This is a genomic window from Streptomyces sp. NPDC093252, assembly GCF_040683675.1.
Classification (GTDB): domain Bacteria; phylum Actinomycetota; class Actinomycetes; order Streptomycetales; family Streptomycetaceae; genus Streptomyces.
Window position 1 is genome coordinate 238,016 of record NZ_JBFBEM010000005.1, and the last position, 15,197, is coordinate 253,212.

15 protein-coding genes are annotated in these 15,197 nt (G+C 72.3%); 4 read left to right on the forward strand and 11 right to left on the reverse strand.

Annotation, left to right across the window (positions count from 1 at the left end; all coding sequences use genetic code 11):
* Positions 1-73: 73 nt before the first annotated feature.
* Entirely contained in the window at positions 74-661 is a 588-nt protein-coding gene (locus tag AB0O01_RS12550) for a sigma-70 family RNA polymerase sigma factor (protein ID WP_365312765.1), read from the reverse strand.
* A gap of 297 nt (positions 662-958) precedes the next feature.
* On the reverse strand, positions 959-1,570 hold the full coding sequence (locus AB0O01_RS12555) for a response regulator transcription factor (protein ID WP_003948568.1): 612 nt from the start codon (positions 1,568-1,570) through the stop codon (positions 959-961).
* A gap of 380 nt (positions 1,571-1,950) precedes the next feature.
* Between AB0O01_RS12555 and AB0O01_RS12560 the strand changes: the two genes are divergently transcribed.
* Complete coding sequence (locus AB0O01_RS12560; protein ID WP_365312766.1) at positions 1,951-2,289, forward strand: WhiB family transcriptional regulator; 339 nt, start codon at positions 1,951-1,953, stop codon at positions 2,287-2,289.
* Between the two features lie 145 nt (positions 2,290-2,434).
* Here AB0O01_RS12560 and AB0O01_RS12565 read toward each other — a convergent pair whose 3' ends face one another.
* Positions 2,435-3,358, reverse strand: coding sequence for a LysR family transcriptional regulator (locus AB0O01_RS12565; RefSeq protein WP_365312767.1), 924 nt, complete (start codon positions 3,356-3,358; stop codon positions 2,435-2,437).
* An 81-nt stretch (positions 3,359-3,439) separates the two neighbouring features.
* Between AB0O01_RS12565 and AB0O01_RS12570 the strand changes: the two genes are divergently transcribed.
* Positions 3,440-4,108, forward strand: a complete 669-nt coding sequence (locus tag AB0O01_RS12570; protein WP_365312769.1) for an MOSC domain-containing protein — start codon at positions 3,440-3,442, stop codon at positions 4,106-4,108.
* An 87-nt stretch (positions 4,109-4,195) separates the two neighbouring features.
* Positions 4,196-4,969 carry an SDR family oxidoreductase gene (locus tag AB0O01_RS12575; RefSeq protein ID WP_365312770.1) on the forward strand — a complete coding sequence of 258 codons (774 nt, stop codon included), beginning with the start codon at positions 4,196-4,198 and terminating at the stop codon, positions 4,967-4,969.
* Positions 4,970-5,098: 129 nt separating this feature from the next.
* Here the strand turns inward: AB0O01_RS12575 and groL are convergent, their stop codons facing one another.
* The 4 genes from groL to AB0O01_RS12595 all read right to left on the reverse strand — a co-directional run bounded on the left by groL (position 5,099) and on the right by AB0O01_RS12595 (position 9,062).
* Positions 5,099-6,724, reverse strand: coding sequence for a chaperonin GroEL (gene groL / locus AB0O01_RS12580; RefSeq protein ID WP_365312771.1), 1,626 nt, complete (start codon positions 6,722-6,724; stop codon positions 5,099-5,101).
* A 125-nt stretch (positions 6,725-6,849) separates the two neighbouring features.
* Positions 6,850-7,158 carry a co-chaperone GroES gene (groES, locus tag AB0O01_RS12585; RefSeq protein ID WP_055493212.1) on the reverse strand — a complete coding sequence of 103 codons (309 nt, stop codon included), beginning with the start codon at positions 7,156-7,158 and terminating at the stop codon, positions 6,850-6,852.
* A gap of 168 nt (positions 7,159-7,326) precedes the next feature.
* Positions 7,327-8,109, reverse strand: a complete 783-nt coding sequence (locus tag AB0O01_RS12590; protein WP_365312773.1) for a polysaccharide deacetylase family protein — start codon at positions 8,107-8,109, stop codon at positions 7,327-7,329.
* Positions 8,106-9,062 (reverse strand): polysaccharide deacetylase family protein, encoded by a 957-nt coding sequence (locus AB0O01_RS12595; RefSeq protein ID WP_365312775.1) that lies wholly within the window; start codon positions 9,060-9,062, stop codon positions 8,106-8,108. Before AB0O01_RS12595 ends, AB0O01_RS12590 begins: the two co-directional genes overlap by 4 nt.
* Positions 9,063-9,188: 126 nt before the next feature.
* On the opposite strand from AB0O01_RS12595, the gene AB0O01_RS12600 reads away from it, so the two are divergent.
* A complete protein-coding gene (locus tag AB0O01_RS12600) occupies positions 9,189-10,397 on the forward strand; it encodes a class I SAM-dependent methyltransferase (RefSeq protein WP_365312777.1) in 1,209 nt (402 codons plus the stop codon).
* 68 nt (positions 10,398-10,465) lie between these two features.
* On the opposite strand, the gene AB0O01_RS12605 is transcribed toward AB0O01_RS12600, so the two are convergent.
* The 4 genes from AB0O01_RS12605 to AB0O01_RS12620 form a co-directional block, all read right to left on the reverse strand.
* On the reverse strand, positions 10,466-11,746 hold the full coding sequence (locus AB0O01_RS12605; protein ID WP_365312779.1) for a sigma-70 family RNA polymerase sigma factor: 1,281 nt from the start codon (positions 11,744-11,746) through the stop codon (positions 10,466-10,468).
* A gap of 69 nt (positions 11,747-11,815) precedes the next feature.
* A complete protein-coding gene (locus AB0O01_RS12610) occupies positions 11,816-12,172 on the reverse strand; it encodes a YciI family protein (RefSeq protein WP_365312781.1) in 357 nt (118 codons plus the stop codon).
* Positions 12,173-12,305: 133 nt separating this feature from the next.
* A complete protein-coding gene (locus AB0O01_RS12615) occupies positions 12,306-13,301 on the reverse strand; it encodes an LCP family protein (RefSeq protein WP_365313126.1) in 996 nt (331 codons plus the stop codon).
* 215 nt (positions 13,302-13,516) lie between these two features.
* The gene (locus AB0O01_RS12620; RefSeq protein WP_365312783.1) at positions 13,517-15,145 is read right to left on the reverse strand and encodes an MFS transporter; all 1,629 of its coding nucleotides are present in this window, start codon (positions 15,143-15,145) and stop codon (positions 13,517-13,519) included.
* Positions 15,146-15,197: the final 52 nt, after the last annotated feature.

A 15,197-nucleotide genomic window follows, 5' to 3' on the forward strand; every position in this document is an offset into this window, starting at 1 on the left:
GGGGGTCCGGCGGTGTCCGCGGAAGCCGTCCGGCCGGTGCTCCGGGTCTCGCCTGCTCTCCTGCTCTGCTGCTCTACTGCTCCGCCAGGGCTCTCAGGCGGCTCAGCGCCCGGTGCTGGGCCACCCGGACGGCGCCCGGTGACATTCCCAACATCTGCCCCGTCTCCTCCGCCGTCAAGCCCACGGCGATCCGGAGCAGCAGCAGCTCACGCTGGTTCTCGGGGAGGTTGGCGAGGAGTTTCTTGGCCCACTCGGCGTCACTGCTGAGCAGGGCGCGCTCCTCGGGGCCGAGGGAGTCATCGGGGCGCTCGGGCATCTCGTCGGACGGGACGGCCGTGGACCCGGGGTGGCGCATGGCGGCGCGCTGGAGGTCGGCGACCTTGTGCGCGGCGATGGCGAAGACGAACGCCTCGAAGGGGCGGCCCGTGTCGCGGTAGCGGGGCAGGGCGAGCAGGACGGCGACGCACACCTCCTGCGCCAGATCCTCCACGAAGTGCCGGGCGTCGCCCGGGAGCCGGGAGAGCCGGGTGCGGCAGTAGCGCAGCGCGAGGGGGTGGACATGGGCGAGCAGGTCGTGCGTGGCCTGCTCGTCCCCGTCGACGGCGCGATGGACGAGCGCACCGATCGCCCCTGGGGGGGTGCCCGCCTCGTCGTCACGCATCGGACCATGGTGCCTTGGCGCTGTCGCCTCCGTGGCACCGCCTTGGTGGTTGTGCACCGAAGCGTTATGAGCAGGTGCGCCGGAACTCATCCCCTGCGCCCTCCCCTTCCGCTCGACCGACTCGTCCCCGAGGAACTCCACACCCTCAAGGATGCGGCATCGGCGGCGAAACGAGCAGCGGGCGTCCTCGGGACCGCCGCACCACCCCCCGTCCGCCGCACGGCGGACGGGGTGGGACGACGCTCACGGCCCGGTCGGCGACACGCTTCCCGCCTCGACCATGTGGCACGGCGGGTCCTAGCGGACCAGCCCCCAGCGGAAGCCCAGCGCGACGGCGTGGGCGCGGTCGGACGCGCCCAGCTTCTTGAAGAGGCGGCGCGCGTGGGTCTTCACCGTGTCCTCGGAGAGGAACAGCTCGCGGCCGATCTCGGCGTTGGAGCGGCCATGGCTCATGCCCTCCAGTACCTGGATCTCCCGCGCGGTGAGGGTGGGCGCGGCGCCCATCTCGGCGGAGCGCAGCCGGCGCGGGGCCAGTCGCCAGGTGGGGTCGGCGAGCGCCTGTGTCACCGTGGCCCGCAGTTCGGCGCGCGAGGCGTCCTTGTGCAGATAGCCGCGGGCCCCGGCGGCGACCGCGAGGGCCACTCCGTCGAGGTCCTCGGCGACGGTGAGCATGATGATGCGTGCTCCGGGGTCGGCGGACAGCAGCCGCCGTACGGTCTCGACGCCGCCCAGTCCGGGCATGCGTACGTCCATCAGAATCAGGTCCGAGCGATCGGCGCCCCAGCGGCGGAGGACTTCCTCGCCGTTGGCCGCTGTCGTCACACGCTCTACACCGGGCACGGTCGCGACCGCGCGGCGGAGCGCCTCTCGGGCAAGCGGGGAGTCGTCGCAGACGAGGACGGAAGTCATGGCCGCCCTCCGGAACTGATGCGCGTCACCTTGAGCCTCCAGGCTGGTACGTATCGTCACCTGTGCGGTCGACCGTCTCGGACGCTTGCCCGAGCACATGTGTTTTCAACCGCCTCCGCACTCTCAACGACGGTCACTCGAAAGAGTTACGGGGCCGTACGCCGTCTCCGGCACTCTACGTGAGTGAGCGGACACAGTGCAGACATGCGCAACGGACCCTCAAGGTTTCGTCACAAGCTATGCCCCATTTAGCCCATTTTCTTCCCTTTTGCTGGTGTCTGAGGCTAGATTCGCAAGTGGTCATATTTTCATCTCCTTAGATCGTAGTTGTACGGTCGTGGGCACCGTATCCGCTCGAAACCGCTACAAGGGGTCACGTAATGGCAGATTTCTCCCGCCTTCCCGGACCGAACGCGGACCTGTGGGACTGGCAGTTGCTGGCTGCCTGCCGCGGGGTGGACAGCTCGCTCTTCTTCCATCCGGAGGGTGAGCGCGGTGCGGCACGGAGCGCCCGTGAGAACTCGGCCAAGGAGGTCTGCATGAGGTGCCCGGTCCGCGCGGAGTGCGCGGCGCACGCGCTCGCGGTGCGTGAGCCGTACGGCGTGTGGGGCGGGCTCACCGAGGACGAGCGCGAGGAGCTGATGGGGCGGGCGCGCAACCGGCTGGTACCGGCGAGCGCGACGACCACGGGCGGTGGCCGCGCCGCGTCCCGTCACTGAGGCCGCTGAAGCCGCCGGGTCATCGAAGTAACGTTTCTGCAACATCACCGCACCGCCGGGCACGCGTTGTCGTGCCCTTCCTTGCGTGGGCGGGGGGTTCCGGGACGGGCCCAGGGGGCTCTAAGAAGGCGGGGGCAGGAGGGCTCTAAGAAGGTGGGGGCAGGAGGCGGGCCGCCGCCCGTTCCAGTTCGTCCAGGGTCGCCGCGACCGCCGGGACCTGGGCCAGGTCGGGCAGGGTCAGGGCGACGATCTCCCGCCGGACCGCCGGTTCCAGGGTCACCGTGCGCGCGCCGCGCGGCCGGACCGACTCCACCGCGAGCTGTGGGAGGACGGCCACGCCCAGACCGGCGCCGACCAGGGCGACGACCGCCGGGTAGTCGTCGGTGGCGAAGTCGATGCGGGGGGCGAAGCCCGCGCTCTCGCAGACCTCGACCAGTTGTCCCCGGCAGCGGGGACAGCCCGCGATCCACGGCTCACCGGCGAGGTCGCCGATGGCGACGGACCCGGTGCGGGCCAGCCGGTGCCGCTCGGGCACCAGGGCGACGAGCCGGTCCCGCAGCAGCGGCCGGACGACCAGGTCGTCCCATTCGGCGGCGGCCTCGGCGGAGGTGGCTCCCTCGTAGCGGAAGGCGAGGGCCACATCGCAGTCGCCCTCGCGGAGCAGTTCCACCGAGCGCGGCGGTTCGGCCTCCTCCAGGGAGACCCGGGTGCCGGGGTGGGCGGCGCGCAGGGCGGCCAGCGCGGCGGGGACCAGGGCGGAACTGCCGCTGGGGAAGGAGACCAGCCGGACCCGCCCGGCCCGCAGCCCCGCGATGGCGGCGACCTCCTCCTCGGCGGCCGTGAGCCCGGCGAGGATGCCCGACGCGTGCCGGACCAGGGCCTCGCCCGCCTGGGTCAGCCGCATCTCGCGCCCGCTGCGCACCAGCAGCGGGGTGCCGACGGAGGACTCCAGGGCCTTCATCTGCTGGCTGACGGCGGGCTGGGTACAGCCCAGCTCGCGCCCCGCCGCCGAGAAGGACCCGGTGGTGGCGACGGCACGCAGAACGCGGAGATGGCGGGCCTCGATCATCCTTCGAGCATAAGCGGGCCTTGGGGCGAGCGCCGGATAATAGGCGGTGACTTTGACCTGGGGTGGGCATACCGTGAGGTCATGAAGCTTTTGTCAGTGAATGTGGGCCGGGCGCGGGCCGTGCCGTACACCGATCATCCCGAGGGCGTGACCGGGATCGACAAGCGGCCGGTGGCCGGGCCGGTGCGGGTGACGGCACCCGGGCCGAAGGGGACCGGCGGCAGCGGGCTGGCCGGGGACACCATCTGCTCCCTGCGCCACCACGGCGGCGACGACCAGGCGGTGTACGCGATGGCCCGCGAGGATCTCGACGCCTGGCAGGAGGAGCTGGGCCGGGAGCTGGCGGACGGGGCGTTCGGCGAGAATCTGACCACCCTGGGCGTCGAGGTCTCTGGCGCGCTGATCGGGGAGCGCTGGCGGGTGGGGCCGGAACTGCTGCTGGAGGTGACCAGCGGGCGGGTGCCGTGCCGGACGTTCCAGGGGCATGTGGGTGAGGAGCGCTGGGTGCGGCGGTTCACCGAGCGGGCGGCGCCGGGGGCGTATCTGCGGGTGATCGAGCCGGGGGAGGTCCGGGCGGGCGATGCGGTGGAGATCGTGCACCGGCCGGACCACGGGGTGACGGTCGCGCTGGAGTTCCGGGCGAAGACCACCCGGCGGGACCTGCTGCCGGAGCTGGGGCCCGCGCGGGCGGCCCTCCATCCGGAGTCGGTCGGGCTGATGGACAAGTACCTGGCGAAATACGCCTCTTGACATACCGTCGGACAAGCCTCCGGCCCGAGGGCCGGGAACGGGCTCCCGGCGTCCGCGGAAAGTGGCGCGGGTCACTAACCTTGCGCCATGACAAGGGCTCTGATTACGGGATCGACGGCGGGCATCGGTGCCGCTTTCGCCCGCCGGCTGGCCGCCGACGGGCATGACCTCGTCCTGGTGGCACGGGACGACGAGCGGCTGCGCGAGCAGGCGACCGAACTGCACGACCGGCACGGCATCGAGGCGGAGGTGCTGCGCGCCGACCTCGCCGAGGACACCGGTATCGAGGCGGTCGCGGCCCGGCTCGGCGACCGCAGGAACCCGGTGGACCTGCTGGTGAACAACGCCGGTTTCGGCAACAAGGGCCGCTATCTCGACGTACCGATGGCCGATGAGCTGCGGATGCTCAAGGTGCACTGCGAGGCGGTGCTCCGGCTGACCTCGGCGGCGGCGGAGTCGATGCGGGCGCGGGGCCGGGGCGGGGTGGTGAACGTGGCCTCGGTCGCGGCCTTCGTCCCGCGCGGGACGTACGGGGCGTCCAAGGCGTGGGTGGTGCAGTTCACGCAGGGCGCGGCGCGGGATCTGGCCGGCAGCGGGGTGCGGCTGATGGCGCTGTGCCCCGGTTTCGTGCGCACCGAGTTCCACGAGCGGGCGGGGATGGGCACGGACAACATCCCCGGGTGGATGTGGCTGGACGCCGACAAGGTCGTCGCCGAGGCGCTCACCGATCTGGCCCGCGGCAGGTCGGTGTCCATTCCCGACCCGCGCTACAAGGCGCTGATGGGGGCGGCGAAGCTGGTGCCGCGGGGGGTGCTCGGGGGGATCAGCTCGCGGACGGGGCGGAGGTACGGGCCTCGGTAGGGGCGCCGGTGGGGGCCGGGGAGGCCGGGGAGGCCGTGCGGACGGTGGTCGCGGCAGGCGTCGTGCACGGCACGGAGGCCCGGTACCCCTCGCGGGGTACCGGGCCTCCGGTGGGCGTGCGGTGCGTCGTCAGTGCGAGTGGCCGTGGGAGTGGCCGCCCGCCGGGGCCTCCTCCTCTTCCTTCTTCTCGACGACCAGGGTCTCGGTCGTCAGGAGGAGGGAGGCGATGGACGCCGCGTTCTCCAGGGCGGAGCGGGTGACCTTGACCGGGTCGATGACGCCGGCCTTGACCAGGTCGCCGTACTCGCCGGTGGCGGCGTTGAAGCCCTGGCCCTTCTCCAGCTCGGCGACCTTGGAGGTGATGACGTAGCCCTCCAGGCCGGCGTTCTCGGCGATCCAGCGCAGCGGCTCGACGGCGGCCTTGCGGACCACGGTGACGCCGGTGGCCTCGTCGCCGGTCTTGCCGAGGTTGTCCTCCAGGACCTTCACGGCGTGGACGAGGGCGGAGCCACCGCCGGAGACGATGCCCTCCTCGACCGCGGCGCGGGTCGCGGAGATGGCGTCCTCCAGACGGTGCTTCTTCTCCTTCAGCTCCACCTCGGTGGCGGCGCCGACCTTGATCACGCACACGCCGCCGGCCAGCTTCGCGAGGCGCTCCTGGAGCTTCTCGCGGTCCCAGTCGGAGTCGGTGTTCTCGATCTCGGCCTTGATCTGCGCGATCCGGCCCTCGACCTCGGACTTCTCACCGGCGCCGTCGACGATCGTGGTGTCGTCCTTGGTGACGGTGACGCGGCGGGCGGTGCCGAGGATGTCGGTGCCGACCTGGTCGAGCTTGAGGCCGACCTCCTCGGAGATGACGGTGGCACCGGTCAGGACGGCCATGTCCTGGAGCATCGCCTTGCGGCGGTCGCCGAAGCCGGGGGCCTTCACCGCGGTGGCGTTGAAGGTGCCGCGGATCTTGTTGACGACGAGGGTGGAGAGCGCCTCGCCCTCGACGTCCTCGGCGATGATCAGCAGCGGCTTGGAGGCGTTGGACTGGATGATCTTCTCCAGCAGCGGCAGCAGGTCGGCGATGGCACCGATCTTGCCCTGGTGGATCAGGATGTACGGGTCCTCCAGGACCGCTTCCATCCGCTCCTGGTCCGTCACGAAGTACGGGGACAGGTAGCCCTTGTCGAAGGCCATGCCCTCGGTGAAGTCCAGCTCCAGACCGAAGGTGTTGGACTCCTCGACGGTGATGACACCATCCTTGCCGACCTTGTCCATCGCCTCGGCGATCAGCTCGCCGACCTGCTGGTCCTGCGCGGACAGCGCGGCCACGGCGGCGATGTCGGACTTCTCCTCGATCGGCCGGGCGGTCGCCAGCAGATCGGCGGAGACGGCGGCGACGGCCGCGTCGATGCCCTTCTTCAGGGCGGCCGGGGAGGCACCCGCGGCGACGTTCTTCAGGCCCTCGCGGACCAGGGCCTGGGCCAGCACGGTGGCGGTGGTGGTGCCGTCACCCGCGATGTCGTTGGTCTTGGTCGCCACCTCCTTCACCAACTGCGCGCCGAGGTTCTCGTACGGGTCCTCGACCTCGACCTCGCGGGCGATGGTCACGCCGTCGTTGGTGATGGTGGGGGCGCCGAACTTCTTGTCGATGACGACGTTGCGGCCCTTGGGGCCGATCGTCACCTTGACCGTGTCGGCCAGCTTGTTGACGCCGCGCTCAAGGGCGCGACGGGCGTCCTCGTCGAACTTCAGGATCTTCGCCATGACAGCGTGAGCCCTCTCGGAAATCTGGGGTGGAAAAGGCACTGCGCCCCGGGCGCCCTGTCGAGTGATGGTCGCGGGGGCTGCCAGGGGCGCAGTGGAGAACTTCTGAGCTGAACGAGGTGGAACTACTTCTCGATGATCGCGAGCACGTCGCGGGCCGAGAGGACGAGGTACTCCTCGCCGTTGTACTTCACCTCGGTGCCGCCGTACTTGCTGTACAGCACGATGTCGCCGGTCTTGACGTCGAGCGGCAGGCGCTCGCCGTTCTCGAAGCGGCCCGGACCGACGGCGAGGACGACGCCCTCCTGGGGCTTCTCCTTCGCGGTGTCCGGGATGACCAGGCCGGAGGCCGTGGTCTGCTCGGCGTCGAGCGGCTGGACCACGATGCGGTCCTCAAGCGGCTTGATGGCAACCTTGGAGCTGGCGGTCGTCACGATCCGACCTCCCCCTTCGGAGATCTCACGGGGTTAACTGTCTGAGGTGGCGACCAGGTGGATCCGTCGTCGCGGGTGCCGGACCTGCCCGTCGCGTATTGGCACTCTCCAGGGGGGAGTGCCAGACCCGAGACTATGACCGCGATTAGCACTCGGTCAAGCGGACTGCTAATTCGTGGTGCCGGAAGCCGGTCGGACGTAGTCCTCCAGGCGGCCCACCCGCAGCCCCTGCTCCTCGATCTCCTTGAGGAGTCTGGTGGTGCGGGCGACCAGGGTCGGACCCGGGGTCTCGTCGGGGGTGACGGAGATGATGTCGCCGGGCAGCAGCCGGTGCGGGCCCTCGGTGAAGTGGGTGTCGGTGTCGGTCGCCGTCACCCGCCAGAGGATCAGCGCCGTCACGCCGCAGTCCCGCGCCGCCCTGAGCGTCGTCCCGTCGTACATGCCGTAGGGCGGGCGCAGCAGGGCGGGGCGGATGCCGAAGCGGGATTTCAGCTTGTTCTGCTGGCCGCAGATCTCGGCGCGCTGGCCGGCGTACGGCATGCCGCGCAGGGCGGCGTGGTCCAGGGTGTGGTTCTGGAGGGTGGCGCCGACCGCGCGGAGGCGGGCGAAGTGGCCGTACCCCGGGCCCGCCACACTGTCCGTCAGGAACAGGCTGACCGGCAGCCGCCGCTCCCGCACCATCTCCACGAACCGCGGGTCGCGCTCCGCGCCGTCGTCGTAGGTCAGGAAGACCACCTTGTCCCGGGTCGGGATGCGGGACAGCACCGCGGGGGACCCGGGGGACCCGGGGGACCGGGTGGCGTGGGGGGTGTTTCCGGGGGCCGCGGCGTCCGTGCCCGCGCCGCCGCCGCCCGCCGACTCCACCCAGGCCGACGGGCCGGGGCCCCGGCCGCAGCCGGCCGCCGAGACGGTCAGCAGCAGCAGCGCGGCGGCCAGCAGCCGGTGCCTCACAGGTAGTCCTCCAGGCGGGCGACCGCGTAGCCCTTCTCGGTGACCTTGTCGAGGAAGACCCTGATCATGTCGGGCATGGTGCCCTCCCAGTCGTCGGTGCCCCGGAAGTGGCTGAGGACGATGTCACCGGGGTGCAGATCGCGGTCCCACTCGCGGTACTCCCAGCGGTCGACGAACACCTCCTCGCTCCACAGGGGCGCGTAGCTGATCCCGCACGCCTTGGCGGCGACCAGGGTGTCCTTGTTGTAGTTGCCGAACGGCGGGCGGAAGAGCAGCGGGCGCTTGCCGTAGCGCTTCTCGATCACGTTCTGCATGCCGCAGATCTGCTGCTTCTGCTCCTCGTAGGACAGGCCCGGCATGTAGGGGTGGTCGAGGGTGTGGTTGTTCAGGGCGACGCCCCGGGACTGCATCTGCTTGAAGTGGCCGTAGTCCTCCTTGACCAGGTAGTCGCTGAGGAAGGCGGTGTACGGCACCTTCAGTTCGGTCATCATCCGCAGGAAGTCCGGGTCCTTCTCGGCCCCGTCGTCGATGGTGAGGAAGACGATCTTCTCCTTGGTGGGGATCGTGGTGAAGACCGGCGGCAGGTCCTCCGCCTCATGGCCCTCGACCTCGAAACCCTCCCGGGTGGTGATCACCGGCTTCTGGGCCGGGGGCGCGGGCGCCACCAGCGGGGGGCGCGCCAGGCCCCAGCGCTGGGCCGCCGCGATCTGCGCCTGCCGCACGGCCCGCTGCTTCGCCGCCCGGTCCGCCGCGCTCAGCCGCTCCGGGTGCTGCTGGCCGGACGCCGGGCGGGCCGCCGGGTCGTGCGTCCCGCAGGCGGAGGCGAGGGATGCCACCGCGGCGAGGGCCAGGGCGGTGACGCCGAGCCGGGCGGCGCCGAGCCGGGCCGGGCACACGGTCCTCAGCGGCGCCAGTCGTGCGGGCCCCGGGCCCCGGACGCCCCTCACATCCATCGCCCTGTTTTTATCTTTTTGTACGACTTCTCCCATGGCGCCGGATCCTCCCAGCCCCACCCCCCACCACCCCGCCGACACCGCCGCCGGGCGCACACCATCCACCGACTGGCCCACAATGACCCGGTGAACGACCTCGATCCGCTGCTCACCCCCGCCGGTCAAGCCCTGCTCGACGAGGTGCGGGACGTCGACCCCGCCGGGGAACTCGCCCTCGCCACCCGGCTCCGCCGCACCCACCCGGCCCCGCTGGTCTCCGCCGCCCTCGGCCAGGCGCGGCTGCGGCAACGGGCGGTGGCGAAGTTCGGGGCCGAGGACGCCGGGCGGATGTACTTCACCCCCGACGGGGTCGAGCAGTCGACCCGGGCCTCCGTCGCCGGGTACCGCGCCGCGCGGCTGCGGGCGGCCGGGGTGACCTCGGTCGCCGACCTGTGCTGCGGCATCGGCGGGGACGCCGTCGCCCTCGCCCGCGCCGGGATCCGGGTCCTCGCCGTCGACCGCGACCCGCTCACGGCCGCCACCGCCCGCGCCAACGCCGACGCGCTCGGACTCGCCGGCCTGATCGAGGTGCGGGAGGCCGATGTCACGGAGGTGGACGTGTCCGGCTTCGACGCGGTGTTCGTCGATCCGGCGCGGCGCGGGGGGCGCGGGCGGATCTTCGATCCCGAGGCGTACTCGCCGCCGCTGTCCTGGGCCGTGTCCGCGGCCCGCCGGGCTCCGTGCGCCGCGCTCAAGGTCGCGCCCGGCATCCCGCACGAGGCGGTGCCGGAGGGCGCGGAGGCGGAGTGGATCTCGGACGGGGGGGATGTGAAGGAGGCGGTGCTGTGGTTCGGGGGCGGGGTGACGGTGGCGGGGGCGGGGGCTGCGGGAGCGGCGGGGACCAAGGTGCCGGGGGCGGTGCGGGCGACGCTGCTGCCGGGGCCGTACAGCCTGGTGGGGCGGGGGCTGCCGGATCCGGGGGTGCGGCCGGTCGGGCGCTATCTGTACGAGCCCGACGGGGCCGTCATCCGGGCGCATCTGGTGGCGGAGGTCGCCGAGGAGGTGGGCGGGGGGCTGATCGATCCGACGATCGCCTATGTCACGGCGGATGAGTTGCGGCGTACTCCGTACGCGAGCGCGTATGAGATCAGTGACCGGCTGCCGTTCAGTGTGAAGCGGCTGAAGGCACTGCTGCGGGAGCGGGGGGTGGGGAATCTGACGGTGAAGAAGCGGGGGTCGGCGGTGGGGCCGGAGGAGTTGCGGCGGATGGTGCGGGCTCGCGGGGCGGGGGCGGCGACGGTTTTCTTGACGCGGGTTGATGGGGGGCCGGCGATGTTGGTGGGGCGGCCGGTGTAGGTCGTCGGGTGCGGGTAGTGGGGGCTTGTCGCGCAGTTCCTCCCCCAGAGGGGGTACCCCCAGCGCCCCTAAGGAGTTGCCCCGGCCCGGCGTAGGAGGAGTTCGCGTTCCTTTTCGTTCTGGGTCAGGGACGCCGCCCGGGTGAATTCGGCCCTCGCCTCCTCCTCCCTGCCCAGGCGTTCCAGGAGGTCACCGCGGACGCTGGGGAGGAGGTGGTAGCCGGGGAGGGCGGGGGCCAGGGCGTCGACGATCTCCAGGGCCTCGGCGGGGCCCCGGGCCATGGAGACGGCCACCGCGCGGTTCAGCTCCACGACCGGGGACGGGGCGCGGGCGGCCAGCAGGGCGTACAGCGTGGCGATGCGCTGCCAGTCGGTCTCCTCGTAGGTGTACGCGTGCGCGTGGCTCGCGGCGATGGCGGCCTGGAGGGCGTACGGGCCCGGGGCGCCGGTGGCGGTGGCGTCGGCCCGGGTGAGGGCGTGGACGCCCCGGGCGATGAGGAGCCGGTCCCAGCGGCGGCGGTTCTGGTCCTTGAGGAGGACCGGGGTGCCGTCGGGCGCGGTCCGGGCCGCGGTGCGGGCGTACTGGAACTCCAGCAGTGCCGCCAGCCCGTGCACCTCGGACTCCTTCGGCATCAGCGCGGCGAGCTGCCGGGCCAGCCGCAGGGCGTCCTCGCACAGCGCCGGGCGCAGCCAGTCGTCGCCCGCGGTGGCCGCGTACCCCTCGTTGAAGATCAGGTAGATGACGTCCAGGACCGAGCCGAGGCGGGCCTCGCGGTCGGGGCCGTAGGGCACCTCGAAGCCGATGTTCTTGCGGGCGAGGGTGCGTTTGGCGCGGACGATGCGCTGGGCGACGGTCGGCTCCGGCACCAGGAACGCGCGGGCGATCTCGGCCGTGGTGAGACCGCCGAGCAGCCGCAGGGTGAGCGCGGTCCGGGCCTCCGGTGCCAGCACCGGGTGGCAGGCGGTGAAGACGAGGCGCAGGAGGTCGTCGTCGATGTCCTCGGGGTCGGACGGCTCCGGCGGCGGCGGTACGTCGGTCAGGTCGCGGCCGATCTCGGCGAGCTTGCGGGCGTAGTTCTCGCGGCGGCGCACCAGGTCGATCGCGCGGCGCCGGGCGGTGGTCATCAGCCAGCCGCCGGGGTTGCCCGGCACTCCGTCGCGCGGCCACTGCTCCAGGGCGGCGACGAGCGCGTCCTGGGCCAGTTCCTCCGCTATGCCGATGTCCCGGACGATCCGGGTGACGGCGGCGATGATCCGGGGGGACTCCAGCCGGAAGACCGTCTCGACACTGTCGACGGCGTCTGCGGTCCCGGCCGCGCCGCGCGGGGTTCCGGGGGGCTGTGCGTTCACAGTTCCCCATCGAACACCGCGCGGCGCCGGGCGCCAAACGATTACGGCCGGACGGTCACGAGGTGAAGGTCAGCCCGACACGATCTCCCGCAGTTCGCAGGTCACCGTCCAGTACTCCTCGTGCACCTTCAGGAAGCGGGTGACCCACTCCTGGGCCTCGGCGAGGTCCTTGCACTGCAGCAGCGCGTACCCGCCGATGACCTCCTTGGTCTCGGTGAACGGGCCGTCGGTGACGGAGATCTTCCCGCCCTCCCAGTGCACCCGGGTGCCCTCGGCGGTGGACTTGAGGCCACCGGTGTCGAGCATGACCCCGGCCTTGGTCATCTCCTCCAGCAGGACCCCCATCCGCTGCATCAGCTCATTGCTCGGGCCGCCCTCGGGGGCGTTCTTCTCGTCGATCCGGATCAGGGACATGTAGCGCGGCATGGTGGCGCTCGCTCTCTTCTCGGGTGGGGGCGGGTTCCTGTTTTTTCCGCCTCTCACCCTGTGCGTCGATCGGGGGGACGGGGGATCGACACGCTCGCGAGATTATTTTCCGGACAGCCGCCTTCAGGGGTGCTCAGCGCAGCGACTCCCACAGTTCTCTCGCCTCCGGTTCGTCCGCCACCACCCGGTTGGGGTCCGAGGGCGCCCGGACGACGGGCAGGGTCACCGTCTCCAGCGCGTCCGGGGACAGCGCGCGCAGGCTCTCGCCGAAGCCGATCAGCTCCGTCAGGGAGTCCAGCCCGGTATCGGTGGTGAGGCTGGCGGTGACGGTGGTGGCGACGTCGTAGAGCTCGGCCGGGTCGGTCAGCAGGGAGGTGGCCGAGATCTGGGCGAGGAGGGCCTTGACGAGCTGCTGCTGGAGTTCGATCCGGGCGAGGTCGCTGCCGCCGGGCAGGCCGTAGCGGGTGCGGGCGAGGCCGAGGGCCTGCTCGCCGTTCAGGGTGTGGGTACCGGCGTCCAGGGTGAGGTGGGACTGCTCGTCGTCGATGTCCTGGTCGACGGTGACGGTGACGCCGCCGACCGCGTCCACCAGGTTCGCGAACCCGGCGAAGTCGATCTCCAGATAGTGGTCCATCCGGACGCCGGTGAAGGACTCGACGGTCTTGACCGCGCACACCGGGCCGCCCACCGAGTACGCCGTGTTGAACATGACCCCGTGCCGCTCGGGCGACTCCCCACCGTCCGGCAGCGGGCAGGCGGGCCGGGTGACGAGGGTGTCGCGGGGGATGCTGACGACCCGGCCGGACTCCCCGCCCGCGTCGATGTGGAACACCATCGCGGTGTCGGAGCGGGCACCGTCGCTGTCGCCGCCGCCGAGCCGCTGGTTCTCGGTGCCGCTGCGCGAGTCGGAGCCCAGCACCAGGATGTTCAGGGCCTCGCCGGGCAGCGGGGCGGCGGTGCCGTCGCCGGTGTCGGCGGGCACGGTCGTCGGTTTGGCGGGGCGGTTGTCGCCGAGGGCGCTGTTGATGTCGACGCTGGTGATGTTGTCGTTGAGCTTCCAGTAGACCCAGCCGCCCGCCGCGGCGCCCAGCACCACGATCGCGGCGGTCGCGATGCCCAGTATCCTCAGCGCGCCCCGCCTCCGGCGGCCCTTCGCCCGGCCGTTCCCCTCGCCGTTCCCGTCGCGGTTGCCCTCCGCGGTCCTCTCCTTCTCCTTCTCCCTCTCGCCCTCCCCCTCGCCCTCGTCCCCGTGCCCGCCGTGCTCGTCGTCTGCCGTCACACCAACGAACCTAAGTCCGAATTGTTACAACGACCGCTGGTCGTAAGGCTTTTCTTCGGAAAATCTCAGATTCCCAAGCTTTGACCGCCGGTCGTGGCGTCGAGGGCGTGGGTGGTCTCCGGGTGCGTCCCCGGCAGCAGGAAGGCGCGGGCCGCCTCCTCGGCGCGGCGGTCGGTGACCGTCGTCCGGGTGTGGTGCTGGGCGAGATGCTCGGCCCAGGAGCCGACGAGATAGTTCTCGATGAACCTGCCCGGCTCGCCCGCGTCCTCGTACAGGCCCCAGGTCAGCGCCCCGGTGCGGCGGCGGGAGCGGGCCAGCTTCGCCATCGCGGCGGTGAAGGCGGCCCGGTCGGCGGGACGCACCCGGTAGACGATCGAGACGAGGACCGGGCCGTCGGCCGGGCCGGGCTCGTGGACCACGGGCGGGGCGGGCCAGTGGTCGGACGGGGTCGGGTCGATGTGCGCGGCGTCGTGCAGCGGCAGCAGCGGGACGGTCGCGGCGGCGAGCAGCAGCAGCGCCCCGGCGGCCAGCAGGGCGACCCGCAGCCCCGCCCCCTGCGCGAGCCCGCCCCACAGCGGAGCGGTCAGCGCCTGGCCGCCCTGGAAGACCAGCAGATAGACGGCCAGGCCACGGGCGCGCACCCAGCCGGGCAGCCGGGTCTGGACGGCGGCGTTGAGGACGGACAGCACCGCGATCCAGGCCACCCCGGCGGGCAGCAGCGCGACCGCGGCCACCCAGGGGACGCGCACGGTGGCGAGCACGGCCAGGGTCACGGCGACCAGGACGGCCCCCGCGGCGAGGATGCCGTTGGCGCCGAGCACCGCGCGCAGGGCGGGCAGCAGCAGCGCACCCCCGACCGCGCCGGCCCCGACGACGGCCAGCAGCGCCCCGTAGCCGCCGGAGCCGAGGCCGAGCGAGTCGGCGGCGACCAGCGGCAGCAGCGACCACAGCGCGGCGGCGCCGGGGATGAACAGGGCGGTGCGCAGCAGGACCCGGCGGACCCCGGGCGCGTGCCGGACGTAACGGCGGGCGGCGAGCACGGCGCTGACGAAGCGTTCGGGTTCGGCGCCGGTGGCGGCGGTGTCCCGGGGGCGCTTCCAGAGCAGCAGGACGACGACGATGCCGAGATAGGACACGGCGTTGAAGGCGAAGGTCCAGCCCGCGCCCGCCGCCGCGACCAGCACCCCGCCGATGGCCGGTCCGATGGCTCGGGCCAGGTTCATGTTGACCGCGCCGAGCGCCGCCGCCTGGGCGAGCTGGTCGCGGGCGACCAGCTCGGGCTGGATCGCCTGCCAGGAGGGGCCCATCAGCGCGGTGCCGCAGCCCAGCAGGAAGGTCAGGGCGAGCAGCGAGACGGGACCGAGCACGCCGGCGAAGGCCAGCACCGCGAGAACGGCCGCGACCGCGCCCATGGCGAACTGCGCGACGATCAGCAGCCGGCGCCGGTCGAACCGGTCGGCGAGCACCCCGGAGGGCAGCGCCAGCAGCACCACGGGCAGGCTGGAGGCGGTCTGGACGAGGGTGACCAGCGCGGCCCCGTGCCCGACCAGCAGCCACTGCGCGCCGATGGTCTGCATCCAGGTACCGACGCTGGACACGAACTGGGCGATCCACAGGGCCCGGAAGACGGGCAGCGCGAGCGGGGCCCAGGCCGAGCCGGGGCCGGTCCCTCCGGACGCGGGTGTCTTCGTCATGCGCTCCTCTTCCGCAACAAGAACCTGAGCGCGGACGCCCACCCGGACCTGC